The sequence below is a fragment of the Microbispora sp. CA-135349 genome (assembly GCF_050947365.1).
Taxonomy (GTDB): Bacteria; Actinomycetota; Actinomycetes; order Streptosporangiales; family Streptosporangiaceae; genus Microbispora.
This window is the reverse complement of record NZ_CP192001.1, coordinates 4,977,516-5,001,659: the sequence shown is the minus strand read 5'-3', so window position 1 is coordinate 5,001,659 and position 24,144 is coordinate 4,977,516. Positions and strand designations below refer to the sequence as shown.

Here is a 24,144-nt window from a genome sequence, read left to right as displayed (position 1 = left end):
CGATGGGTGCGGTCTGGCGGGCGGACTCGGATGGGCGGTGCCGCTCAGCTCGAGCGGTACAGCTCCGCGACGCGGAAGGCGAGGTCGAGCGACTGACCGCGGTTGAGGCGGGGGTCGCAGGCGGTCTCGTACCGCAGCGCCAGGTCCTCCTCCACGATGGCGTGCCCGCCGCCGACGCACTCGGTGACGTCGTCGCCGGTGAACTCGATGTGGATGCCGCCCGGGTGGGTGCCGAGCGCGTGGTGGACCTCGAAGAAGCCCGCGACCTCGTCCAGCACGTCGTCGAGACGGCGGGTCTTGTGCCCGCTCGGCGCCTCGAAGGTGTTGCCGTGCATCGGGTCGCACACCCACGCCACGGTCGCGCCGCTCGCGTTGACCTTCTCCACCAGCATCGGGAGCGCGTCGCGGACCTTGTCCGCGCCCATGCGGGTGATGAAGGTGAGCCGCCCGGGCTCGTTGTCCGGGTTGAGCTTGTCGATCAGCGCGATGGCCTCTTCCGGCGTGGTCGTCGGGCCGAGCTTCACGCCGATCGGGTTGCGGATGCGGCTGAAGAACTCGACGTGCGCCCCGTCGAGCTGCCGGGTGCGCTCGCCGATCCACACCATGTGCGCCGACACGTCGTACGGCTGACCCGTGCGCGAGTCGATCCGGGTGAGCGCCCGGTCGTAGTCGAGGATCAGGGACTCGTGGGAGGAGTAGAACTCGACGGTGTGGAACTCCTCGGGGTCGGCCCCGCAGGCCCGCATGAACGCCAGCGCCTGGTCGATCTCCCGCGCCAGCTGCTCGTAGCGCTGACCCGCCGGGGACTCCGCGACGAAGTCCTGGTTCCAGGCGTGGACCTGGCGCAGGTCGGCGTAGCCGCCCTTGGTGAAGGCCCGCGCGAGGTTGAGCGTGCTCGCCGAGGAGTGGTAGGCGCGCAGGAGCCGGTTGGGGTCGGGACGGCGGGCCTCGGGAGTGAAGTCGAACCCGTTGACCATGTCGCCCCGGTAGGCCGGAAGCTCGACGCCGTCGCGGACCTCCATGGGCTTGGACCGCGGCTTGGCGAACTGCCCGGCGAGCCGGCCGATCTTGACGACCGGGACGCGGCCCGCGTAGGTCAGCACGATCGCCATCTGCAGCAGCGTCTTGAGCTTGTTGCGCACGTTCTCGGCCGTCGCGCCCGCGAAGGTCTCGGCGCAGTCGCCGCCCTGCAGGACGAACGCCTCACCGCGAGCCACGGCCGCCATGCCGGCCTTGAGCTGGTCGCACTCGCCGGCGAACACCAGCGGGGGCAGGGATGCCAGCTCCGCGACGACCTTGTCCAGTTCGCCACGGTCGGGCCAGTCCGGCTGCTGGGCCGCGGGCAGGTCACGCCAAGTGTCCAGGGCACTGGTCTCTGGGTTCGTTGCGCTCACGGAAACCAAGGTTATTGCACCACGTCCCGTGGGGCCTCATCCCTGTCCATTTGCTGAGATCTCTTTTCTCGCTCCGGAAGACGCACGTGCTCGGGAAGCACTCCGAGCCCGATGAACCGGGGCAGCAGCGAGCGCACCACCGGCACGCGGGTGAGGGCGGGAACGCGCCCCACGGGCCCGGAAAGGGCCGGCCGGATGAGCCGTTCCTGCACGACCCGCTGCGCGGTCTGCACGACGGCCGTGGGCAGCTTCCTGCGTCGCGCCACCCTGGCGAGCAGCGCCACGGGAGCCCGGCCGCGCAGCAGGGCGGGCCCGACGATGTTGGCGGCCGCGACCGCGTCCTGCACCGCGAGGTTGATCCCGACGCCGAAGACCGGCGACATCGCGTGGGCCGCGTCGCCGATCAGCAGCAGCCCGGGCAGGTGCCAGCGCGTGAGCCGGTTCAGCTCGACGCTGAGCACGCCGGTCTCGTCGAAGCCGTGCAGCTCCGAGGTCCGGCCGCTGAGGAAGGGCAGCAGCCGTTCCACATCGCGGCGCAGAGCGTCGACGCCCTTCGCCTCGAGCGCGGCGAAGCCGCCCTTGGGGATGACGTAGGCGAGCTGCCAGTAGGTCTCCCTGTTGATGGCGACCATGAGCCGTCCTGCCGACGCCCGCAGGAACGGCTGCTCGGGATCGTCCTGCGCCCGCGGCAGCCGGAACCAGACGACGTCCATCGGCGCGCCGAACCGCCTGGGCGCCAGCCCGGCCGCCCGCCGCACGTCGGAGCGCCGGCCGTCGGCGGCGACCGTGAGCACGGCCCTGATCTCGTGCTCCTCGCCCCGTTCGTCGCGGTAGCGCACCCCGCGGATCGCCCCGTCCCGCCGTACGAGATCGACGACCGTGGCGTTCATCAGGAGGTGGAAGTTGGGATAGGCGCTCGCCTCGCGAGTGAGGAGGTCGAGGAAGTCCCACTGCGGGACGAAGGCGATGTACTGGTACTTGCCCGGCAGGCGCCGCAGGTCGGCGATGGGCACCTGGCCGTCGTCGGTTTGGATGGACATCGAGTACGCCTTACGATGCGGCAGCCGATGGAAGGCCTCGGCCAGGCCGATCTCGTCCAGCACCCGAAGGGTCGAGGGGTGGATCGTGTCACCGCGGAAGTCGCGCAGGAAGTCCCCGTGCTTCTCCAGCAAAGTGACGTCGACGCCCGCGCGGGCCAGAAGCAGCCCGAGCATGACACCCGCGGGCCCGCCGCCCGCGATCACGCATGTAGTCTCCATAATTCATCACCCGCTGAAATCATCTCACGCGGAGGACGACGAGGCCAGGAGTGGGCCTACCGGAGCGCGGGCCGTACCGCTATTTTGTGATCAACAGAGTCGGTCTTGTGGGAGTCGTCATGAGTGCTCGTGTCAGCCGCCTGCCGCGCGTCGCGGCCGGGGCCATGGTCCTGTCCCTCGTGGCGTCGCTGACCGTCGGAGCCCCCGCGGCCCTCGCCGGGACCGGCGACTCCGAGCCGCACACCGGCAACGGGTGCGGCTCGCAGTCCCTCACGCTGGAGGCGTGACCTCAGACGTGCGCGTGGTTCCGGGACCCCGCGCGCAGCAGGTCCAGGCTGGCGGCCAGTGACCGCGTGGTGATGTCCCTGGTGCGGGCGTAGGCCTCCTCCGGGTACTGCCGCGGGCCGTCCTCCACCAGCATGATCAGGTAGAGGTAGACCCGGTAGAGGGCGATCCGGACGCGGGCGGCGTGGTCCAGCGTCAGCGGGCCGGCCTCCTGCCGGTAGCCCGCGAGGAGCGGATCGTCCTCGCGCAGCTCGCCGAAGATGGTGGGGGTGACGAAGTCGGCGAGCGGGTCGCCCCAGAACGCCCTCTCATGGTCGATGAGCGCCTGGACGCGCCCGTCGTCGTTGAGGAACACGTTGCCCGGCCAGATGTCGAAGTGCACCAGCGACGGGGTGGTGACCTGGTCGAGGACGTGCGCGTTCATGTGGACGAGCCCGACGATCTCCACGATCGTCGCGGGGAGCGGGGTGTTGTAGTAGACGGCGTCGTCGAGCAGGGCGCCGATCATGACGAGGAACGCCTCCCGCCACGTCCGCCCGGTCAGCCCGGCGTACTGGTAGCCGAAGACACCCGTAGCCGGGATCGCGTGCAGGCGGGCGAGGTGACGGCCCAGCTCGAACCGCAGTGTGCTCTCTTCCGCGGGGCTGACCGTCGTCCGGTTCCACGGCTTCCCGTCGAGCGCGGACAGGATGAGGTAGTCGCCGCCCAGCACCGGGTCGTCGAACGACGCCCGGAGCAGGGCGGGCATCGGCAGCCCCACGGGCTGGGCGAGGTGGTAGACCATCGCCTCGGTGCGCAGCAGATGCCGCTCATAGGTCAGCAACCGCAGGCCGGGCGGAGGCCCGAGCTTGAGCACCACGTGACGGCCGTCGTCGAGGCCGAGTCGCCAGACGCTGTTCGCGAAGCCGTCGGTGAGTTCCTCCGACGAGGTCAGCCCGCAGCCCAGCGCGTCGCGGGTGATCTCCTCGAGCTGCGCGAGGGGTAACCGCCTTTTCGTCCTGCTGTCCATTCAGTCTTCCCGTGACGGAGTTACGGAGCGGTGAGCGCGATGGTCCACGTGGCCTCGTGCTTGTCCCCCGGCTGCAAAACGATCAGATCCGTGCCCGAGTTGAAGGCGTCGGGCGGGCAGGTCATCGGCTCCACGGCCAGTCCCCGATGGCCGAGCCCCGTGCCGGTGCAGATCTGGACCCACGGCATCACCGCCGGGTCCCAGGTGAGCTCCACCCCGCCCTCGGGGCCGAGCACGCGCACGCGTCCCTCCGTCACGCCGGTGAAGGCGTGGTCGACGGCGGTGTCCCCGATAACGTGCGGCGTCCTGAAGTCGTACGGCGTCCCCGCGACGTCCACCAGGTCCGTGGGGGCGAGCAGGTCGTCGGTGAGCAGCACCTTCCCGGCCGGGAGGCTCAGCTCGTAGGCGGTGACCTCCGGCCCGGCCAGCAGCCAGGGGTGCGGCCCGCAGCCGTACGGCGCCGCCGTCTCGCCGACGTTCTGCGCCGTCAGCGTGGTCGACAGGCCCTCCTCGGACACCGAGTGCCGCACCTCCAGGGCGATCCTGTGCGGGTAGCCCTCGCTCGGCTCCACGAGGTGGGTCAGCCGTACGTGGCCGTGGTGGTCCTCGACCGACAGCAGCTCCGCGCACTTCCAGTCGAGGCCGGCGACGAGCCCGTGCAGGGAGTGCCCGCGGTCGGGCTCGTTCACCGGAAGGTGGCGGCGCTGCCCGTCGAAGACATAGGTGCCGCCGACCACGCGGTTCGGCCAGGGAGCGAGAATGGTGCCGCTGTAGTACGGGACCGGCCCGCCCTCCGGCCAGCTCGTCACCAGATCGCGGCCCTCGTGGCGCAGTACGCGCAGCGCGCCGCCCCGCTCGCTGATCGTGGCCTGGTAACCGCCGCCGGCAAGTGTGTAATCGGGCACAGGGGAGTCCTCTCGCTTACGCGACGTCAAGAAGCGGGTCATCTGACGGTATGCAGGGACTTTATCCCGGCTCATCGCCCTTGATCCAAGCGGGGTAGCTCACTGGGAGAGATGTGGGAGCGCTCCCATAGAGGGAAAAGCTAAGTCTTTTCGGCGGACGCGTCAACTTATTCGCGGGATTGTCGCGTAGATCGATGTAACGGCACCGATTTGCCGCAGACCGGTCATCGCATGCACGTGCATGGGCGACCGCCCACCGGTCCCCGCTGAAAGTTTCAGCCCCGCACGACCCCCGCCCCCGTGATCTCGCAGCGCTGTCCGCACGCGCGGCCCTCCGGCGGTTTCCGCACGTGATCTCGTAGTTCGCCGCACGCCCGGGCTCCGACCGGGCGATTCCTGCTCGTGATCGCGCAGGGGAAGCGCGCGTGACCGCGCCGACCGGCCGGAACGCTTCCCTTGATCTCGCACTGCGAGATCAGGGGAAGCGTCCGCGCGGGTCGCGCGGCGGGGCGTCGCAGCGATCAGGTCAGGTGTGTCTGCCGGCCGGCCCGTGGTGGCGTGACAAACCGCACGATCACCCTGGGAGGCCGGTGGGGGGCTCCGTGGTCGTCAGCGCAGCTCGCCGCTCTTCACGACGTCGCGATACCAGAGCGCGCTGTCCTTGGGTACGCGCTTTTGCGTCGTGTAGTCGACGTACACGATGCCGAACCGCTGGCTGTATCCCTCGGCCCACTCGAAGTTGTCGAGCAGCGACCAGACGTGGTAGCCCTCGACCTGCGCCCCGGCCTCCATCGCGCGGCGCATCGCGCTCAGGTGGTCGCGCAGGTACGCGATCCGCCGATCGTCGCGGACCCGACCGTCGGCGTCGACCCCGTCCACGGTGGCCAGGCCGTTCTCGGTGATGACCATCGGCACGCCGGGGTAGTCGCGCTGCACCCGGACGAGGATGTCGTGCAGGCCCTCGGGGTAGATCTCCAGCCACTCGGCCTGGGCCCGCTCGTGGACGAAGACCCGCTCGCCCTTGCCGTCCACGAAGACCGGGGTGTAGTACTGCACGCCCAGCACGTCGATGGGCTCGCTGATGACGTCGAGGTCTCCGTCGAGGATGTGGTCGGCCATCGGGCCGCGCTCGGAGATCCAGCGCAGCGTGTCCTCGGGATAGCGGCCCTTGAAGATGGGGTCGAGGTAGAGCCGGTTCTCGAGCCCGTCCTGGTGGCGGGCCGCCTCGCGTGCCTCCGGCGTGTCGTCGGCCGCGTAGGTGGGGTGCAGGTTGAGTGCGGGGCCGATGCGGCGTCCCGGGTGCCGCTCGTGCAGCACGCGGGAGGCGAGGCCGTGCGCGAGCAGCAGGTGGTGGCAGGCGACGAACGCGCGCGCGTCGTCCTTGAAGCCCGGCGCGTGCTGGCCGAACCGGTAGCCGCAGTCGACCACCGTCTTGGGCTCGTTGATCGTCAGCCAGTCCCTGATCTCCAGGGCGTCGAAGCAGATCCCGGCGTACTCGGCGAAGCGCTCGGCGGTGTCCCGGTTCTCCCAGCCTCCCCGGTCCTGCAGTTCCTGCGGCAGGTCCCAGTGGAAGAGCGTGGCCATCGGCCGGACGCCGCGCTCGGCCAGCCCGTCGACGAGCCGGCGGTAGAAGTCGATGCCCTTCTGGTTGGGCTTGCCCGATCCCGTGGGCTGGATCCGCGGCCAGGCGATGGAGAAGCGGTAGCTGCCCAGGCCAAGGTCGGCGATCAGGTCCAGGTCATCGTTGTAACGGTGGTAGTGGTCGGCGGCGTGCTCCCCGCTGTCTCCGTCGCGTACGTTTCCGGGGACCGCGCAGAAGGTGTCCCACACCGATGACCCGCGGCCGTCCTCCGTGGTCGCGCCCTCGATCTGGTAGGCCGCGGTGGAGGCGCCCCAAACGAAGTCGGCCGGAAACCGTGCGGGTGAGTTCATCAGAAACCTCCGAGGAAGCCCCCGCCTTCGGGCGGGGGAGGAAGCGGACTCCCTGGGGAGCAGGGCCGGGCAGGCGGTTCGCCGCAAGGCGAACCGCCGTACGAACACACGTACGATCCTTGGCTGGGTGTGTGATGATGTGCGGCATGGCGCAGGTAGTGAAGCGGGCCTACAAGTACCGCTTCTACCCCACCCCCGAACAGGCTGCCGAGCTTGCTCGGACGTTCGGATGCGTGCGCCTGGTCTACAACAAGGCGCTGGAGGAGCGGACCCGCGCCTACACCCTGGAGGGTCGCCGGGTGTCCTACGTGGAGTCCTCGGCGATGCTCACCCAGTGGAAACGCAGCGGAGACTACGACTTCCTGTCGGAGGTCTCCTCCGTCCCCCTGCAGCAGGCGCTGCGGCACCTGCAGGCCGCGTTCGCGAACTTCTTCGCGCGCCGGGCCCCACTGGACATCGTGTGGTCGCGCCCGCTTCCGCAGGGGGCGCAACCGTCCACCGTGACGGTGAGCAAAGACGCGGCCGGGCGATGGTTCGTGTCCCTCCTCGTGGAGGAGACGATCCCGTCGTTGGCTTCCGTGGACGCTCAGGTCGGCCTGGACGCGGGCCTCACGAGCCTCCTCACCTTGTCCCGCCCGGTCGACGGGCTGACCGGCGAGGACGGCAAGATCGCCAACCCCCGGCATGAACGAGCCGCCCGCAGGCGCCTGGCCAGGGCCCGGCGAGACCTGGCACGCAAGACCGCGGGCAGCGTGAACCGGGCCAAGGCCCGGCGAAGGGTCGCCCGCGTCTACGCCCGGATCACCGACCGCCGTCGGGATTTCCTGCACAAGCTTTCGACTCGGCTCGTCCGTGAGAACCAAACGGTCGTGATCGAGGACCTCACCGTCCGCAACATGCTCAAGAACGGCTCGCTGGCCCGCGCCATCTCCGACGCCTCGTGGCGGGAACTGCGGTCGATGCCGGAGTACAAAGCGCGATGGTACGGGCGCGGGTTGCTGGTTGTGGGCCGGTGGTTTCCCTCCTCCAAGCTGTGCTCTGCGTGCGGGGCGCTGCACGAGTCGCTGCCGCTGAAGGTCCGGACCTGGGAATGCGCCTGCGGCGTGGTCCACGACCGGGACGTCAACGCCGCGAAGAACATTCTCGCCGCCGGGCTGGCGGAGAGGTGAAACGCCTGTGGAGCTGGTGTAAGACCTCAACGAGAGACCTCTCGCACGAGGCGACCGGCAATGAAGCAGGAAGCCCGACCGGCGACGGTTGGAAACCCCTCCCTTCAGGGAGGGGAGGATGTCAACCATTCTCGGTGAGGAAACGCGCGGGTGATTCGAGCGCCGTGCGGAGTTCGCCGAGGAACTCCGCGGCATCGCGACCGTTGATGAAACGGTGGTCGTACGCGAGGCCGATTGTGGCGGTCTTGCGTACGGCGAAGCCCGAGCCGTCCTGGACGACCTCCGAACGCGGCGCGGTCAGCGACAGCGCGCACGTCTGGCCGGGGAAGACGATCGGGACGGCGAACACGATGCCGTCGTGCGTGTGCAGGGTGAGCGTGATGGCGCCTCCCTGGAGGTCGCGTTCCCGGAACGACCCGGTGAGCGCCGTCTTGCGGAAGCCGACTAGGTCGGCGGCGATCTCGGCGAGCGGCCGGTTGCCGACATCGCGGACGACCGGGATGAACAGTCCCCGGCCCACGTCGACCGTCACGCCCACGTCGGCGGTGGCGGCCCTTCTCGCCCGCGGGCCGGGAGCGGGCTCCGCGAAGAACATCGGGAACCGGTCGAGCAGCCCGCCGGCCGCCTTCACCACCATCTCCGGCAGGCCGACCAGGGTCCGCAGCCGGCGGGTGAGGTCGCGGGCGAGCGACAGGACCTCGGTCACGTCGACGTTCATCGCGGTGAAGGCCGCCGGAATCTCGCGCAGCGACCGCTCGACGACCTCGGCCGTCCGCTGCTGCGCCCGCGACAGCGTGATCCACTGTGCGTCGTCGTCCCCGTCGGTGCCGGTCGCGCCCGTGGTGTCGTCCGCACTCGCGGCGTCGTCCGTGCCCGTGGTGTCCCCGGCGAGCAGCTCCTCGACGTCGGTCCGCCTGATCACCTTACGGCCGAGGGCGTACACCCGCTCCATGGCGATGCCGTGCGCCTCGATCAGCTCGCGCGCGGGCGCGGTGACGACCACGCCCGAGACGTCGCCGGGCGGCGCCGGGGTCTGCGGCCCGCGCGGATTCCCGTCCGCGGCCTTCTGGACGGGCTCGTCCGCGCCTGCGGCCTCGTCCGCGGTTCCGAGCAGGCGGGCGATCACCTGCCCCGGCTCGCATTCGGCCCCCTCGTCGACCAGCCGCCGCAGGACGCCCTCCGCCGGGGCCTCGACCTCCTCGGTCGCCTTCGACGTCTCCAGCAGCACGATCGGCTCGCCGTCCCGCACCGCCTGCCCGTCCCCGGCCAGCCACTCGACCAGGATGTAGGAGGTGTCGTTGTTGTTGAGCTTGGGTACGCGGAACTCGGTCACGACAGCGCCCCTCTCACCGCGGCCCGGATGCTGTCGGCCTGCACGAGCACCTCACGTTCCAGATGGGGGGCGGCGGGGATGACCCCGTCCGCCGAGTTTATTAGCGTGATCGGGCGGCGCAGCCGGCCCCACAGGCGCGGGTAGAGCGCCGTGGCCACCTCGGCCGCCCAGGTGCCGCCCTCGGTTCCGTCGTCGACGACGCAGACGTGCGGCGCGTCCTCCAGCCCCGGCAGGTGGGGCACGGGGTAGAGCTGGGCGGGCACCAGCAGTTCGCAGACCAGGTCGTCCTCCAGGAGCAGCGCCCGCATGGCGTCGAGCGTCCGGTGGACGAGCCCGCCATGGGTGACCAGCGTGCAGTCGGGGCGGCCCGCGCCGTCGAGGTACACCCGCGCCACGTCGTCCACCAGCTCGAACCGGAACATGTCGTCCGTGCGGTACATCTGCCGCGTGTACAGGACCTTGTCCTCGAAGAACAGGCAGGGCCGGCCGAGCCCGAACATCCGGGCGAACAGCTCGCCCGCGTCGTGGAACGGCGTCATCTCGAACAGGGACAGTCCCGGCACGCCGATGAAGTGCTTCTGCGGGTTCTGACTGTGGGTCGGGCCGTAGCCGCGGTTGCCGCCCGTGGGGCAGCGCACCACGAGCGGCACCGGCACGGGCCTGCCGTACATCGAGGTGGACTTGGCGGCGAAGTTGGTGATCTGGTCGAACGCCAGCGCCACGAAGTCGGCGAACATGATCTCGACGATGGCCTTGTCGCCGGCCAGGGCCAGCCCGGCCCCGACCCCGGCGATCGCGCCCTCGCTCAGCGGCGTCGACCTCACGCGGGAGCCGAACCGGCCGGACAGCCCCCGAGTGATCTTGAACGCGCCGCCGTAGGGGTCGCTGACGTCCTCGCCGAGCAGGTGGACCGACGGGTCGGACTCCATGAGGTCGTGCAGCGCCTGGTTGAGGTGCTCGGAGACCCTGGTCACGCCGCCCCTCCCGGCCGGGAGTGGGGCCGGGCGGAGACCTCGGCGACCACCCGCTCGACGAGCTCGCGCTGCTCCCGGTCGACCCGGGCGAACCGCTCGGGATCGGCCTCGGCGTACCGGTCGTACCAGTCGGACTCCCGGACCCGGCGGATCTCCTCCGGCGGGCGGGTGTCGTCGCCCTTGCTGTGCGGTCCGAGGCGGTGTGTGGCGAACTCGACCACCAGCGGGGACGGCTCGGCCCGCACGGCGTCGACCAGCGGGGCGAGGGCCTGCCTGATCTCGCCGACGTCGGTGGACGTGACGTGGTGGTGACGGACGCCGAAGGCCGCCGCCCTGGCGGCGATCGTGCCGGCCATCTGCGCGGACGTGGGGGTCGACTGGGCGATGCCGTTGTGCTCGACCACGACCAGCAGCGGCACCCGCCAGAGGGACGCCATGTTCAGCGCTTCGTAGACGGCGCCCTCGCCCCAGGTGCCGTCTCCGATGTACGCGCAGGCGAGCGCTCCCGTGCCGGCCAGTTTCAGGGCCACCCCGGTCGCCACGGGCAGGCTCTCGCCCTGCACCCCCGTGGACAGGAAACGCCGGTGGTAGATGTGCTGGCTGCCGCCGACGCCCCCGCACAGGGCGCCCTCCCGCCCCATGATCTCGGCGAGCAGGCCGTGCGGGTCGGGGTGGCGGGCGAGGAAGTGGCCGTGGCCCCGGTGGTTGCTGAACACGAAGTCGTCGTCGCGGAGCAGGGCCGACAGCGCGACCGGGATGTACTCCTGCCCGAGGCAGGTGTGGGTGGTGCCGCTGAGCACGCCCTGCTCGAACAGACGGAGCAGGGCTCGCTCGAAGTGCCGGATGAGGAGGAGTGAGCGGAGATCCCCGTCGTTGAGGGCATGCCGCGGGCTCCGGGCCGGTGCAGCGGTGACGATCACAGGTGGTCCGCTCCTGGTGCGTCTTCGGTCGAGGGCGCGCTCGACGCCGGGCCCGGCTGCCAGGGACAGGAGCGCCGGCATCCATGGGCAGGAGCGCCGACATCCATTGACAGGAGCGCCCTGTATCTGGGAGCGCTCCCACGGAGGGTAGGTGCGGTAAGAGGCCTTGTCAATCCCCGGCCATATGGCGAAATCGGCGTATTACGACCGCATTGTCCGTGATCTGCGGCAATATCCTCACATTCCCCACCTTGGGGCTAATAACGGACAGAAACTTCCATGACACTTGACGAACGAAAGCCCTGATCTCTAGCCTCCACTGCCGTGGGAGCGTTCCCACTAATGTGTCCGAAATGGGGGTTACCGGCGCGAGCGGCAGTGGATTCCGTGCCGCGCCAGGCACCAGGCAGGAAGCTCACCGGCGGTGATTCCGCCGCCGGGTCGTTGGCCGCCCGCGTCTTCGCATCGAATCGCCGGCGTACCGGGGCGCAGAGCGCACAGAGGAATGCCATGTTCTTAATGCAAATTTCAACCGAGGTGCCGGCGTCGTGACCCGGACCGGCCTCTCACCGGCCAAGCAGGCGCTGCTGGCACAGCGGCTCAGGGCCGGGAAAGCCGCGAGCGTCACCGTGCCGCCGCGCCCGGCCGGCACCCACCCGCCGCTTTCGCACGCGCAGGAGCGCCTGTGGTTCCTGGAGCAGTACGCCCCCGGCACCACCGCCTACACCGTCGCCTTCGCCGTCCGGCTGGACGGCGGTGAGATCGACGACGCGGCCTTGGAACGCGCCCTCATGGAGGTGGCCCGGCGTCACGAGACCCTGCGCACCCGGTTCGTCACCACCGATGACGGGACGCCGGAGATCGTGCTGGACGACGAGCCCCTGGTGGAGCTGCGGCTGTCGGATGACCCCGCCACCGCGCGGGAGGTCGTCCAGGAGGAGCTGGGCCGGCCGTTCGACCTGGCCGCCGGCCCGCTGCTGCGGCTGCTCCTGGTCCGGCTCGGCGCCCTCGAGCACGTGCTGCTCCTGACCATGCACCACACCGTCACCGACGGCTGGTCCTGCGACATCGTGATGGAGGAGCTGCTCGCCCTGCACGAGGCGTACCGGACCGGGACCGACGCCGGTCTCGCCGCCCCGCCCGTGCAGTACGGCGACTACGCGGTGTGGGAACGCGGACGGACCCACGAGGACGACATCCGCTACTGGCGGGAGCGGCTGGCCGGGTTGCCGCCGCTGGAGCTGCCGACCGACCTGCCGCGCCCGCCCGAGCAGGGATCGGCGGGCGCCGCCCACGACGTCGTGCTGGACCGTGAGCTGGTGGACGCGCTCACGGAGCTGGCCGCGGCGAACGGCGCGACGCTGTACATGACCCTGCTCGCCGCCTTCCAGGTGCTCCTCGGGCGCTACTCCGGTCAGGACGACTTCGCGGTCGGGTCACCCGTCTCGGGGCGCGACCTGCCGGAGCTGGAGCGGGTGGTCGGGCTCTTCATCAACTCGCTGCCGATGCGGGCCGACCTGTCCGGCGACCCGACCTTCGCCGAGCTGCTCGGCCGGGTGCGCGAGACGGCGCTGGACGCCTACACGCACCAGGAGCTGCCCTTCGACCGGCTGGTCGGCGAGCTCGGCGTCGAGCGCGACGTCAGCAGGTCGCCGGTGTTCCAGGTGATGTTCGCGCTGCAGAACTACCGGTCGGCGGCCCTGCGCACCCAGGGCCTGACCATGTCGGCGTACCCGTTCGAGGTGACCGCCAGCCGGTTCGACCTCGCGTTGTACCTGATGGACCAGGGCGACGCCCTCCACGGCACCATCACCTACCGCACCGAGCTGTTCCGGCCGGCCACTATCGCGCGCCTGGCGGAGTGCTTCGAGAACCTGCTGAGGTCGATCGTCGCCGACCCCCACGCCCGGGTGCCGGACCTCGAGCTGCTTCCGGCGGCCGAGCGTGACCGCGTGCTCGGGTTCGCGGGAGCGGCTCCCGAGGCCGAGGCGCCTGCGGCGGACGCGTTCGGCGGGGCGCCGGCGCTGCATGAGGTCGTCGCCGCGCAGGCGGCCCGCACCCCGTCGGCGACCGCCGTCGTCAGCGGGGACGACGCCCTCACCTACGCCGAGCTGGACGCCGCGGCCGACCGGCTCGCCCGGCGGCTGCGCGGGCTCGGCGTGCGGCGCGACGACCGCGTGGCGATCTGCCTGGAGCAGTCGACCGGGCTCGCGGTCGCGGTGCTCGGCGTGCTCAAGGCGGGCGCGGCCTACCTGCCGCTCGACCCGGAGCACCCGCGCGGCCGGCTCGAGTACGTGCTGGCCGACGCCGCGGCGTCGGTCGTCGTGACCAGCCCGGACCTGCGCGACCGGCTGCCGGACGACATCACCGCCGTGCACCTCGACAACGAGACGGACGAGGACGCGCCGGAGCCCGGTGAGCCCTGGGAACCCACGGCGCCGGGCGACCTCGCGTACGTGATCTACACCTCCGGCACCACCGGGCGGCCCAAGGGCGTCGCGGTGCAGCACCACGAGGTCATGGTCTACCTCGCCGGGGTCCGCGAGCGGCTGGGCGTGGAGCCCGGCTCGTCCTTCGCCCTGCTCCAGTCCCTCGCCTTCGACTTCGGCGTCACGGTCTTCTACCTGTGCCTGATGACCGGCGGCACCCTGCACCTGGTGCCCTCGCGCACCGCCGGTCCCGAGCTGGCGGAGATCTTCCGGCGGACCGGGATCGACTACCTCAAGATCACGCCGTCACATCTGGCCGCGCTGCTCGCCGACGCCGGGCCGGACGACCTGCTGCCCAGGAAGCTGCTGCTGCTGGGCGGCGAGGCGGCCCCGCGCGGCTGGGCGGCCGAGCTGGAGGCGCTGGGCCGCTGCCGGGTCGTCAACCACTACGGGCCGACCGAGGCCACCGTCGGCGTGACCACCTACGACGTCGCCCGGCTGCCCGCTCCCGACGGACCTGCCGAGGCGAGCGTGAGCCTGCCGATCGGCTCGCCGCTGCCCGGGGCGCGGGCGTACGTGCTGGACGAGCGCTTGCGGCCGGTGCCCGCCGGAGTGCCGGGGGAGATCTACCTCGGCGGCGACCGGCTGGCCCGCGGCTACCTGAACCGCCCCGGACTGACCGCCGACCGGTTCCTCCCCGACCCGTACGGCCCGCCCGGCGCGCGCATGTACCGCACGGGGGACCTCGGCCGGTGGTCCGGCACGGGCGACCTGGAGTTCCTGGGCCGCCGCGACCTGCAGGTGAAGATCCGCGGCTACCGGGTCGAGCTGGGTGAGGTCGAGTCGGTGCTGGCCGACCATCCGGACGTCGCCCAGGCCGTGGTCGAGCCGCGCGGCGAGCAACTCGTCGCCTATCTCGTCCCCGCCGCAGGGAACGCGGAGAGCGCCGTGGACGGCGCACGGCCGGAGACCGCGGACGTGCGCGCGTGGCTGGCCGACCGGCTGCCCGCGTACATGGTCCCCTCGCGGTACGCCTGGCTCGACGAGCTGCCGCTCAAGTCGCACGGCAAGGTGGACCGCTCGCGGCTGCCCGAGCCGGAGGCCGACGTGGCGGCGGCCGAATACGTCGCCCCGGCGCCCGGCGCCGAGGAGGACGTGGCCCGCGTCTGGGCGGAGGTGCTGGACGTCGAGCGCGTGGGGGCGCTCGACGACTTCTTCGCCCTGGGCGGCCACTCGCTGCTCGCGATGCGGGTCATCGCCCGGCTGCGCAAGGCGCATCCGGACCGGCAGATCACGGTGCTCGACGTGTTCAAGCACCGCACCGTCCGCGAGCTGGCCCGGCTGCTCACGGCCGAGGGGGACGTGCCGCGCTCGCTGCTGCACCGGCTCACCCCCGCCGGGCCCGCCACCACCACCATGGTGTGCGTGCCGTACGGCGGGGGCAGCGCGGTCGTCTACCAGCCGCTCGCGGACGCGCTGCCGGACGACTGGGCGCTCTTCTCGGTGGCCGTGCCCGGCCACGAGCTGGGTGAGGAGGCCCGGCCGTTCGACGAGGTCGTCGTCGACTGCGTGGCCGAGATCTCCGAGATCATGGACAGGAACGGCGGCTCGCTGGTGCTGTACGGCCACTGCGGCCTCGGCGTCATGCTGTCCGCCGAGATCGCCCGGAGGCTGGAGGCGGACGGCCGCACCGTGGACGCGCTGTACCTCGGCGGCGTGTTCCCCTTCGCCCGGCCGGGCCGCGGCATGAACTGGCTCGGCACCTTCTTCGACAAGCTCACCAGCGACCAGCAGCGGGTCAACGCCCTGACCGCGGCCGGGCTCGACGTGGAGGACCTCGGCCGGGAACAGGTCAAACTGATCGTGCGCAACCGCCGCGAAGGCACCCGCGCCGCCGAGCGGTACTTCACGCGGATCTTCGAGGAGGGCGGCGGCCCGGCGCTGCGCGCGCCGGTGATCTCCGTGGTCGGCGAGCGCGATCCGGCGGCCGAGTTCTACCAGGAACGTTACAAAGAGTGGCACTGCCTGTCGGACGAGACGGCGTGCGTCGTCCTCGACGAGGCCGGGCACTTCTTCCTGCGGTATCGCAGCGACGAGCTGGCCGAGATCGTCACCGGCACCCACGCCGCCCTCGCCTCCGGACGTACGGAGGGGATGGAACGGGACGAGGGCCGCACCTGGTGGTTGCAGGGCGTCTCGAGCCGGTCGGCCGAGGCCGGAACCGGAACCGAGGCCGGCGCGGCGAAGGACGGCACGGACGGCGCCGACGGCGCGGCGGACACGCAGGTGCGCGTCGGCCCGCCGCCCAGCATGCGGCGCTTCCTCATCGTCGCGGCCGGACAGCTCGTCTCGATCACCGGCTCCGCGCTGACCGAGTTCGCCATCCCGCTGTGGATCTACCTCACCACCGGTTCGCTCGCCAGGTTCGCGCTGTTCTCCGTGCTCGGCCTGCTTCCCGGCATGCTCGTCGCCCCGCTGGCCGGCGCCCTCGTCGACCGGTTCGACCGGCGCAAGGTCATGATCGCCGGAGACGCGGCCGCCGGCGGCACCCAGCTCGTGCTCGGGCTGCTGCTGTGGACCGGCAACCTGCAGGTCTGGCACATCTATCCACTGCTGGTCTGCCTGTCCGTCGCGCTCACCTTCCAACGGCTGGCGTACGGCTCGGCGATCCCGCAGCTCGTGCCGAAACGGTTCCTCGGGCACGCCAACGGCGTCGTCCAGATGGCCACCGGCACCGCGCAGCTCATCGTGCCGCTGATCGCGGTCGGGCTGATGGCGGCGATCGGGCTGGAGGGCATCCTGGTCATCGACGTGGCCAGCTACGTCGTCGCCACGCTCACCATCGCGCTGATCCGCTTCCCGGCGACGATGGCCTGGAAGCGGCGGGAGAGCGTGCTCGCCGAGATGATGGGCGGCATCCGCCACTCCTGGGGCAACCGGGGCTTCCGCGCGATGCTGTTCTACTTCGCGGTGCTGAACGTCTTCCTGTCCCCGCTGTTCATGATGATCTCGCCGCTGGTGCTGTCGTTCGGGTCGCTGGCCGAGGTCGGCCGGGTGTCGTTCGCGGGCGGGCTCGGCGCCTTCCTCGGCGGTCTGGCCATGGCCGCCTGGGGCGGCCCGCGGCGCCGGCGGTTGTACGGCGTGCTGCTGTCCACGCTCGCCCTGTCGGTGTTCTGCCTGCTGACCGGGCTGAACCAGGACCTGTTCCTCATCGCCGTCGGCGCGTTCGGCATGTCGCTGTGCCTCACCCTGCTGAACGGCGTCTACGCCACGATCATCCAGGTCAAGGTGCCGCAGCGGTTCCACGGACGGGTCATCGCGCTGAACACGCTGGTCGCCTGGTCCACGCTGCCCATCGGGTTCGGCCTTGTCGCGCCGTACGGCGCGCAGGTCTTCGAGCCGCTGCTCGCCCCGGACGGGCCGCTCGCCGACACCGTGGGCACGGTGCTCGGCACCGGCCCCGGCCGCGGAATCGGCTTCATGTACGCCTGCTTCGCCCTGGCGATCGCCGTCATCGCACTGGTCGGGATGCGGGTGCGGGTGCTGCGCCGGTTCGACGCCGACGTGCCCGACGCCCTGCCGGACGACGTCGTCGGCTACCAGGCCCTGACCGAACGCATCGCGGCCGCCCGTAGGGACAAGCAGGCGGACACACGGGCGGACACACCGGCGGCCCGCGAGCCCGAGAAGGAGCACGCATGACGGGGACGACGGAGACGCGGGCGGTGCCCGCGCTCACCGTGCCGGAGCTGCTGCGGCTGCGCGCGGAGCAGGAACCGGACGGCGTGGCGATGATCGTCGAGGGACACGGGACGCTCACTTTCGCCGAGTGGGACCGCAGGTCGGCGGCGCTCGCCGCCGGCCTGGCGGACCGGGGGATCACACCGGGCGACCGGGTGGCCCTGCACTTCGGCAGCCGTGACTGGATCGACTTCGCCGTGGCGTTCTTCGGGGTGCTCAAGGCGGGCGCGGTGGCCGTGCCGATGTCGGACCGGCTGGCGCCGGCCGAGCTGCGCTACATGATCGAGCACTGCGCGGCGGCGGCGGTGCTGCTCGGCCGCGACCTCGCGGCGCCGGCGGAGCGTTCGTGGACCGCGACCCCGGCGGAGCTGGAAGCCGGCGTCGAGCCGGAGACGGCGCAGGAAGGACCGCGGGTGCGGCCCGGCGACCTGGCGCAGATCCTCTACACCTCCGGCACGACCGGGCGGCCCAAGGGGGTCGGCGCGAGCCACGCCAACCTGGCCTACGGATGCGTCACCCAGCCCAAGCGCCGCAGGTTCGCCCACTCCCGCCATCTGCTGCACGCCTTCCCGATCGGCACCAACGCCGGCCAGACGATGCTGATCAACGCGCTGGACGCCCGGCCGGCCGTGCTGACCCCGGCGCGGTTCACGCCCGGCCGGTTCGCCCGGCTGATCGAGACCTACCGCCCCGGCACCGTGTTCCTAGTGCCCTCCATGGCGATCGAGCTGCTCGACGCCGGGCTGCACGAGCGGCACGACATGTCCAGCGTGGTGCTGCTGGGGTCGGCGGCGGCCGCGCTTCCTCCCGCCCTGTCGGAACGTCTGTCGGCGGCCTTCCCAAACGCGACCGTGACGAACTACTACACGTCCACCGAGGCCGCCCCCGCCCAGACGATCATGATTTACGACCGGACGCGGCCGGCCGCGCTGGGCCGGCCGGCGTTCGGCGGCTCGCTGCGCATCACCGACGAGAACGGCACCCCGCTCCCGCCGGGGGAGACCGGCGAGGTCTGGATGCGCTCGCCCACCGCCACCCGGTCCTACTACGGCGACGCCGAGGCCAGCGCCCGGTCGTTCCGCGACGGCTGGGTGCGCATGGGCGACGTCGGTTACGTGGACGCCGACGGCTATCTCTACCTCGTCGACCGGGAGAGCGACGTGGTCAAGAGCGGCGCGTTCAAGGTGTCCACACTCCAGGTGGAGGCCGCGCTGCACGAGCACCCGGGGATCGCCGAGGCGGCCGTGTTCGGGCTCCCGCATCCGGTGCTGGGCTCCGTGCTGGGCGCCGCGGTCGTGCCCAGGTCGCAGGGGCGGCCGGAGAGCCCGGGGTTGTCGGAAAAAGAGGTGCGCGCCTTCCTGATGGACCGGCTGGCCTGGCACGAGCTGCCCGAACGGGTCCTCGTGGTCGACAGCCTGCCCAGGAACCAGTCAGGCAAGGTCATCAAGAAGGGGCTGCCCGCGCTGCTGGGCGACTCCGTGATCAGCACGACGGAAGGCAAGTGAGATGTCACCGACACTGGTCGGCGAGGGGGAGCAGGCGTCCCTCGCGCAGCACGGCATGTGGATAACGGAGCGGATGGGCTGCGGGGGCCGGGTGTACCACATGCCCCTGGCCATCCGGTTCGACGGCCCTCTCGACGTGGACCGGCTGCTGGCCGCCTGCCACGACGTGGTCCGCGCGCATCCCCAGCTCGCCGCGGCCCTGGCGGAGCGGGACGGCGTGCTGCGCCTGGTGCCCGCCGCCGTTGCGCCGCCGATCGGATTCGAGGACGCCTCCGGGTTCGAGGATGCAGGGCGTGAGCCCGGCGAGCTGGTCGAGCGCGAGACCGCGCTCGCCCTGGACCTCGAGACCGGGCCGACCGCGCGGTTCACCGTCTTCCGGCTCGCGCCGGAGCGGCACCTGCTCGTCTTCGTCGCCCACCACGCCGTCTTCGACGGCATGTCGAAGGACATCCTGGTGCGCGGCCTGGCCGACGCCTACGCCGGGCTGTCGTCGCCGGCCCTTCCCGCGGCGTACGGCGAGGCCGTCGAGCGGGAGGACGCCCGGGTGGCCGAGCTGCTCGGCGACGCCGCCGCGTTCTGGCGCGACCGCTGGCGTGACCGGCAGGACCTGCGCCTCCCCGGGCTGTCCGGGGTCTCGATCCGCGCCGCGGCCGGCGAGGCCGTCGACTTCGCGCTTCCCGCCGACCTCGCCGTCGCCGCCGAGAAGATGGGCGTCTCCCGGTTCGAGCTGGTGCTCGCCGCCGTGCACACCCTGCTCGCGGCGTACGGCAACGAGGACGCCGCGGTGGCCGTGGACCTGTCGACCAGGACCGAGGAGACGCGGGGCCACATCGGCCCCTTCGTGAACGAGCTGCCGGTGCCGGCTCCGGCCCCGGGCGGGACGTTCGCCGAGTTCGCCCGGTCCCTGCGCGAGGAGTTGCGGGCCGTCTACCGGTTCCGGCAGGTGCCGCTCGCGCGTGCCGTCGGCGGCGTGAGCCCCCGCACCGCGCTGACGCCGGTCTCGGTCAGCTACCGCAGGCGTGACGGGAGCGCGCCGCGGTTCCCCGGCGTGGAGGCGTCGGTGGACTGGATGTCGTTCAACCACGCGGTGCGCGGCACGCTGCACCTCCAGGTGGTGGACGCGCCGGACGGCATCGCCGCCCGGCTGCAGTTCAACCCGGCCGTCCTGAGCCGCTCCGGCTGCGAGACCGTCGCCGAGCACCTGCTCGCCCTGCTGCGCGCGGTGGCCGCCGCCCCCGACGCCGGCGTGGCCGGCCTGCCGCTGCCGTCCCCGCCGGCAGGCGGCGCGGTCGAGCCGTCCCTCGCGCGGGCCGGGGAGCCGGCCGCCGCCTCCCGGGCCGATGAGGCGGACGCCGCGCCGTACCTGGCGGAGGTGGGCGAGATCTGGCGCGAGGTGCTCGGCATGCCGGAGATCGGCCCGGACGAGGACCTGTTCGACCTCGGCGGGCACTCACTGTCGATCACCCAGATCATCGCCAAGGTGCGCGAGCGGATGGACGTGGAGTTGTCCTTCGACGTGTTCTTCGACGAGCCGACGATCACCGGGATCGCGGCGGAGGTCGCCCGCCTGCGGGAGGAGGCATGCTGAGGGAGCGCGTCGCCGAGCTGGTGTCGAAGGCGAGCGGCGGCGACCTGGCCGTCGCCGACGTCCTGGAGGCGGACTGCAGCCTGCCCGCGCTCGGCCTCACCTCGATCGCCTACCTCCGGCTGATCGACCTGCTGGAGACCGAGTTCGACTGCGACGTCGACCTGGACGGCGGTCATCTCGACACGCTCGACGGCCTGGTCGAGCACATCGCGGGGCAGCGGACGTGACCGCGGGCCCGCCGACGGCGCAGGTCACCGGTCTCACGGCGCTGCCGCCGCGCACCGTGGAGTTCCGCGGCGCCCGGGGCGGGCAGGCCCCGCTGACCTGGGGCCAGCAGGGGATCTGGCGCTCCACCCAGTGGCTGGACGACGGCGACCCCTACTTCAACCTGGCCTGGACCCTGCCGGTGACCGGCACGGCCGGCCTGGACGCCGTGCTGCGCGCGGTGGGCCGCCTCATCGAGCGGCACGAGACGCTGCGCACGGCGTTCGTCCGGGACGGGGAGGGCGCCGGGGACACCGGGGGCGACACCGCCCGGGGCAACACGGTCCAGGGCAACACCGTCCAGCGGGTGAGCCGGGAGGGCCGGCTCACGGCCGGCGTGTACGAGGTGGCGGCAAAGCCGATGAGCGCGGCCAAGGCGCTGGCCGCCGAGCTGGCCGCGACCGGGTTCGACTACGCGGCCGAGTTGCCGATCCGGTGCGCGGTGGTCTGCCAGCGGGGGCGGCCGCGCGCGCTGGCGCTCGCGTTGTCCCACCTCGCGCTCGACGGCTGGTCGCTGAACATGGTGGCCGCGGAGTGGCCCCGGCTGGTCGCCGGGGAGGACCTGCCCGGCCCGGACTGGCAGCCGCTCGACCAGGCCGCCTTCGAGCAGTCCGACCCGCCGCCCGGCGGGCAGGCGCTGCGGCACTGGCGGACCGGTCTCGCGTCCGCCCCGCGTTCGATGTTCGACTTCCCGGTTCGGGAGCCCGAGGAGCCGCGCTTCGTCCGCCACGGGATGGACTCTCCGGCGGCGGCCGTGGCCGCCGAGGCGCTCGCCGCCCGGCACGGCGTCACGACCTCCAGCGTGCTCACGGTCGCGAGCGCCGCGCTGCTGGCCGCCGTCACCGGGCACCCCACGGCGGCGATGCAGCTCATCGTGTCGAACCGGCACCACCCCGGGATGGAGGCGATGGCCGGGCCCGCCGCCCAGGACGGGCTGTGCGTCATCGACTTGGGGAACGGGACGTTCGCCGACGCGCTGCGCCACGGACATCGCAAGACCATGGCGACGTACCGGAACGGGCACTACGACCCCGCGCTCGTGCTGGCCGCGTGGGAGGCGGAGGCGTGGGACCGCGGCGCCGACATCGACCTGGACGCGTTCTTCAACGACGTCAGGCAGGCGGGCCGCTGGCAGGGCCTGCCGCAGGTCGATCCGGGGGACGCCGCGGCGCTCGCCGCGCTGCGGGGCCGCACCAGGACGTTCTTCGTCGGCGGCTATCCCGCGGTCAAGGCGAGGATCTTCTTCGCCACCGGCCCGGCCCCGTCCAGCTGTGAGTTCTACGTGCTGGTGGACACGGCGTTCCTGCCGGGAGCCGTCGCCGAGCGGATGCTCGCCGGCCTGGAGGAGCTGCTGGTCCGGGCCGTCTCGGAGGAGGTGCCGCTGGACCAGGTCGCGAAGATCGCGGGTCTGGACCCCGTACGGCGCCCCGCCGGGTGGACGGCGATCGGCCACGACTGGGTGAGCCTGCCGGAGACCGAGGCGCTGCTCCGCCGGGTGTGCGGAGCCGAGGCCGCGGTCGTCGCGGAGGACCCCGGAGACGGCACCGGAGACGGCACCGGCGGCGGGGCGGCCAGGCTGACCGGGTATCTCGTCGCGCGTCCCGGGCTGGACACGCCCGACGCCGTCCACACCGCCTTCATGCGCGCCGCGGCCGGCCGGACCGACGTGCTCGCCCCCCACCACTACGTCCTGTGCCCGGAGCCGCCGGCCGGCCCCGCGGACTGGCCCGCCTGCCCCCGTCTGATCGAGGGCGACGGCCGGGCCCCGTCTTCCGCAATGACCCTCTTGGGAAGGTGACATGACCGACTCCCCGATGCTCGTGGTCGTCAACGACGAGGAGCAGTACTCCGTATGGTGGAGCGACCGCGAGCCGCCCGCCGGGTGGCGGTCCACCGGCTTCGCGGGCACGCGGCAGGAATGCCTGGACCACATCGAGACGGTGTGGACCGACATGCGGCCACGGAGCGTACGCGACCAGGGCACGCTGAGCGTACGCGACCGGGGCAGATGACCGCCGCCGAGCGCCGCGCCGCGCTGATCGAGAAGCTCGCCGGGCTGCCCCCCGAGCGGCGGGCGGCGCTGCTGCGCTCCCTCGGGGGCGCGTCTCGGGACCCAGGCGGGCAGGAGTGGCCGCTGTCGCCGGGCCAGGAGCGGCTGTGGTTCCTCAGCCGCTTCGACCCCGGTGACACCAGTTACAACACGCCCTGGTGCATGCGGCTGCGGGGGCCTCTCGACGTGGACGCGCTGACCGGGGCGTTCACCCGGATCGTGGCGCGGCACGAGGTGCTGCGTACCCGCTTCCGGCTGCGCGGGGACGCCCCCGTGCAGGTCGTGCTGCCGCCCGCACCGGTGCCGCTGGAGAAGATCGCGCTCGCGGGGGAGGCGGACCTCGACCGGGCGCTGAAGGAGTTCGTCGAGCGTCCGTTCGACCTGGAGAACGAGCCTCCTCTGCGGGCCGGCCTGGCCCGGCCGGGCGAGGACGACGCGGTCGTGTGCATCGTCCTGCACCACATCGTGATGGACGGCTGGTCGCTCGACGTGCTCATGCGCGAGCTCACGGAGTGTTACGCCGCCGGGCGCGAGGGACGTGAGCCCGAGCTGCCGGAGCTGCCCACGCAGTATCCCCGCTTCGCCGTGCAGGAGAGACAGCGGGACCACACCGAGGGCCTGGAGTTCTGGACGCGCCGCCTGGCCGGTGCCCCCGCGCTCGACCTTCCGGCCGACCACCCCCGGCCGGCCCGGTGGTCCGGGCGCGGCGGACGCGAGCAGCTGCTGCTGCCGCCGGAGGAGATCACGCCGCTTGAGAAGGTGGCCAGGAAGCGGCGCTGCACGTCCTTCATGGCCCTGGCCGCCGCCTACCAGGCGACCCTCGCCCTGGCGTCGGGCCAGACCGGCTTCTGCGTCGGCGTGCCGGTGGCCGGCCGGTCCCGCAGCGAGCTGACGCCGTTGATCGGCTACTTCGGCAACACGATGGTGCTGCGCGCCGATCTGTCCGGCGACCCGTCGTTCCACGAGCTGCTGGACCGCGTGCGGGAGGCGACCCTGGCGGGGATGCGGCACGCGGAGGTGCCGTTCGAGCATGTCCTGGCCGCGCTTCGCGTCCCCCGCGACATCAGCAGGCCGCCGCTGTGCCAGGCCATGTTCAACCTGCACAACCTGCCCAAGGACGATCTGCTGGGGACCCGGATGGCCGACCTCGGCCGGGAGGTCTACACGGTCCCGCCCAGCCACACCAAGTCCGAAGTGTCGATGGACCTGTGGCGGGGCCCGGAGGGGCTGGGCGGCGTCCTCGACTACAGCAGCGATCTGTTCACGCCCGCGACCGCGCGCCGCCTCGTCGGCGGTTTCGCCGAGGTCGTACGGCGGGCCGGGGCGGACCCGGACATCCGGCTGTCCGCGCTGAGCGGTCCGTTCGCGAGCGTGTTCCCGAAGTGAA

Annotated in this window: 16 protein-coding genes and 1 pseudogene; 9 read left to right on the top strand and 8 right to left on the bottom strand. The window is 72.0% G+C overall.

The genetic code is table 11. The annotated features are described in order from the left end of the window. Nucleotides 1-44 precede the first annotated feature (44 nt). Both ACQPZZ_RS23135 and ACQPZZ_RS23130 read right to left on the bottom strand, forming a co-directional pair. Nucleotides 45-1,394, bottom strand: a complete 1,350-nt coding sequence (locus ACQPZZ_RS23135) for a class II 3-deoxy-7-phosphoheptulonate synthase (RefSeq protein WP_432921816.1) — start codon at nucleotides 1,392-1,394, stop codon at nucleotides 45-47. Nucleotides 1,395-1,405: 11 nt separating this feature from the next. Continuing rightward, nucleotides 1,406-2,653: an FAD-dependent oxidoreductase gene (locus ACQPZZ_RS23130; protein WP_432921813.1), complete on the bottom strand. Its 1,248-nt coding sequence runs from the start codon at nucleotides 2,651-2,653 to the stop codon at nucleotides 1,406-1,408. Between the two features lie 119 nt (nucleotides 2,654-2,772). Here ACQPZZ_RS23130 and ACQPZZ_RS23125 point away from each other — a divergent pair, with 119 nt between their 5' ends. Continuing rightward, nucleotides 2,773-2,940: a hypothetical protein gene (locus tag ACQPZZ_RS23125; RefSeq protein ID WP_363645220.1), complete on the top strand. Its 168-nt coding sequence runs from the start codon at nucleotides 2,773-2,775 to the stop codon at nucleotides 2,938-2,940. A gap of 2 nt (nucleotides 2,941-2,942) precedes the next feature. On the opposite strand, the gene ACQPZZ_RS23120 is transcribed toward ACQPZZ_RS23125, so the two are convergent. The 3 genes from ACQPZZ_RS23120 to ACQPZZ_RS23110 form a co-directional block, all read right to left on the bottom strand. Further along, a complete protein-coding gene (locus ACQPZZ_RS23120; RefSeq protein WP_432921809.1) occupies nucleotides 2,943-3,947 on the bottom strand; it encodes a phosphotransferase family protein in 1,005 nt (334 codons plus the stop codon). Nucleotides 3,948-3,967: 20 nt separating this feature from the next. Next, the gene (locus ACQPZZ_RS23115) at nucleotides 3,968-4,852 is read right to left on the bottom strand and encodes an aldose 1-epimerase family protein (protein ID WP_432921806.1); all 885 of its coding nucleotides are present in this window, start codon (nucleotides 4,850-4,852) and stop codon (nucleotides 3,968-3,970) included. A 609-nt stretch (nucleotides 4,853-5,461) separates the two neighbouring features. Then, nucleotides 5,462-6,784 carry a GH1 family beta-glucosidase gene (locus ACQPZZ_RS23110; protein WP_432921803.1) on the bottom strand — a complete coding sequence of 441 codons (1,323 nt, stop codon included), beginning with the start codon at nucleotides 6,782-6,784 and terminating at the stop codon, nucleotides 5,462-5,464. Between the two features lie 146 nt (nucleotides 6,785-6,930). On the opposite strand from ACQPZZ_RS23110, the pseudogene ACQPZZ_RS23105 reads away from it, so the two are divergent. Next, nucleotides 6,931-8,091, top strand: a pseudogene (locus ACQPZZ_RS23105) (RNA-guided endonuclease InsQ/TnpB family protein). Here the strand turns inward: ACQPZZ_RS23105 and ACQPZZ_RS23100 are convergent. Genes ACQPZZ_RS23100 through ACQPZZ_RS23090 form a run of 3 tightly spaced genes read right to left on the bottom strand, consistent with a single transcriptional unit; the run spans nucleotide 8,075 to nucleotide 11,180 of the window. Next, nucleotides 8,075-9,286, bottom strand: a complete 1,212-nt coding sequence (locus ACQPZZ_RS23100) for a 2-oxo acid dehydrogenase subunit E2 (protein ID WP_432921800.1) — start codon at nucleotides 9,284-9,286, stop codon at nucleotides 8,075-8,077. The pseudogene ACQPZZ_RS23105 and the gene ACQPZZ_RS23100 overlap by 17 nt on opposite strands. Then, nucleotides 9,283-10,260, bottom strand: a complete 978-nt coding sequence (locus tag ACQPZZ_RS23095) for an alpha-ketoacid dehydrogenase subunit beta (protein WP_363645210.1) — start codon at nucleotides 10,258-10,260, stop codon at nucleotides 9,283-9,285. The genes ACQPZZ_RS23100 and ACQPZZ_RS23095 overlap by 4 nt, the downstream gene beginning before the upstream one ends. Continuing rightward, nucleotides 10,257-11,180 carry a thiamine pyrophosphate-dependent dehydrogenase E1 component subunit alpha gene (locus tag ACQPZZ_RS23090; RefSeq protein ID WP_432921797.1) on the bottom strand — a complete coding sequence of 308 codons (924 nt, stop codon included), beginning with the start codon at nucleotides 11,178-11,180 and terminating at the stop codon, nucleotides 10,257-10,259. Before ACQPZZ_RS23090 ends, ACQPZZ_RS23095 begins: the two co-directional genes overlap by 4 nt. A 548-nt stretch (nucleotides 11,181-11,728) precedes the next feature. Between ACQPZZ_RS23090 and ACQPZZ_RS23085 the strand changes: the two genes are divergently transcribed. From ACQPZZ_RS23085 to ACQPZZ_RS23055, 7 genes are read left to right on the top strand one after another with little or no spacing between them, the layout of a single operon-like run. After that, entirely contained in the window at nucleotides 11,729-17,311 is a 5,583-nt protein-coding gene (locus ACQPZZ_RS23085; protein WP_432921794.1) for an amino acid adenylation domain-containing protein, read from the top strand. Then, nucleotides 17,308-18,855 (top strand): AMP-binding protein, encoded by a 1,548-nt coding sequence (locus tag ACQPZZ_RS23080; protein ID WP_432921791.1) that lies wholly within the window; start codon nucleotides 17,308-17,310, stop codon nucleotides 18,853-18,855. Before ACQPZZ_RS23085 ends, ACQPZZ_RS23080 begins: the two co-directional genes overlap by 4 nt. A gap of 1 nt (nucleotide 18,856) precedes the next feature. Beyond that, complete coding sequence (locus tag ACQPZZ_RS23075) at nucleotides 18,857-20,443, top strand: condensation domain-containing protein (RefSeq protein ID WP_432921788.1); 1,587 nt, start codon at nucleotides 18,857-18,859, stop codon at nucleotides 20,441-20,443. After that, entirely contained in the window at nucleotides 20,437-20,670 is a 234-nt protein-coding gene (locus ACQPZZ_RS23070; protein WP_432921785.1) for a phosphopantetheine-binding protein, read from the top strand. The genes ACQPZZ_RS23075 and ACQPZZ_RS23070 overlap by 7 nt, the downstream gene beginning before the upstream one ends. Continuing rightward, nucleotides 20,667-22,505: a condensation domain-containing protein gene (locus tag ACQPZZ_RS23065; protein ID WP_432921782.1), complete on the top strand. Its 1,839-nt coding sequence runs from the start codon at nucleotides 20,667-20,669 to the stop codon at nucleotides 22,503-22,505. The genes ACQPZZ_RS23070 and ACQPZZ_RS23065 overlap by 4 nt, the downstream gene beginning before the upstream one ends. A gap of 1 nt (nucleotide 22,506) precedes the next feature. Then, a complete protein-coding gene (locus tag ACQPZZ_RS23060; protein WP_363645196.1) occupies nucleotides 22,507-22,719 on the top strand; it encodes an MbtH family protein in 213 nt (70 codons plus the stop codon). Then, entirely contained in the window at nucleotides 22,716-24,143 is a 1,428-nt protein-coding gene (locus ACQPZZ_RS23055; protein WP_432921778.1) for a condensation domain-containing protein, read from the top strand. The genes ACQPZZ_RS23060 and ACQPZZ_RS23055 overlap by 4 nt, the downstream gene beginning before the upstream one ends. The last annotated feature ends 1 nt before the right edge of the window (nucleotide 24,144 follow it).

Excerpts from the sequence above, each read along its gene's own strand:
- ACQPZZ_RS23130 (WP_432921813.1), bottom strand. The coding sequence starts at position 2,653 with ATGGAGACTACATGCGTGATCGCGGGCGGCGGGCCCGCGGGTGTCATG.
- ACQPZZ_RS23075 (WP_432921788.1), top strand. The coding sequence starts at position 18,857 with ATGTCACCGACACTGGTCGGCGAGGGGGAGCAGGCGTCCCTCGCGCAG.
- ACQPZZ_RS23070 (WP_432921785.1), top strand. The coding sequence starts at position 20,437 with ATGCTGAGGGAGCGCGTCGCCGAGCTGGTGTCGAAGGCGAGCGGCGGC.
- ACQPZZ_RS23055 (WP_432921778.1), top strand. The coding sequence starts at position 22,716 with ATGACCGCCGCCGAGCGCCGCGCCGCGCTGATCGAGAAGCTCGCCGGG.
- ACQPZZ_RS23110 (WP_432921803.1), bottom strand. The coding sequence starts at position 6,784 with ATGAACTCACCCGCACGGTTTCCGGCCGACTTCGTTTGGGGCGCCTCC.
- ACQPZZ_RS23060 (WP_363645196.1), top strand. The coding sequence starts at position 22,507 with ATGACCGACTCCCCGATGCTCGTGGTCGTCAACGACGAGGAGCAGTAC.
- ACQPZZ_RS23120 (WP_432921809.1), bottom strand. The coding sequence starts at position 3,947 with ATGGACAGCAGGACGAAAAGGCGGTTACCCCTCGCGCAGCTCGAGGAG.
- ACQPZZ_RS23125 (WP_363645220.1), top strand. The coding sequence starts at position 2,773 with ATGAGTGCTCGTGTCAGCCGCCTGCCGCGCGTCGCGGCCGGGGCCATG.
- ACQPZZ_RS23080 (WP_432921791.1), top strand. The coding sequence starts at position 17,308 with ATGACGGGGACGACGGAGACGCGGGCGGTGCCCGCGCTCACCGTGCCG.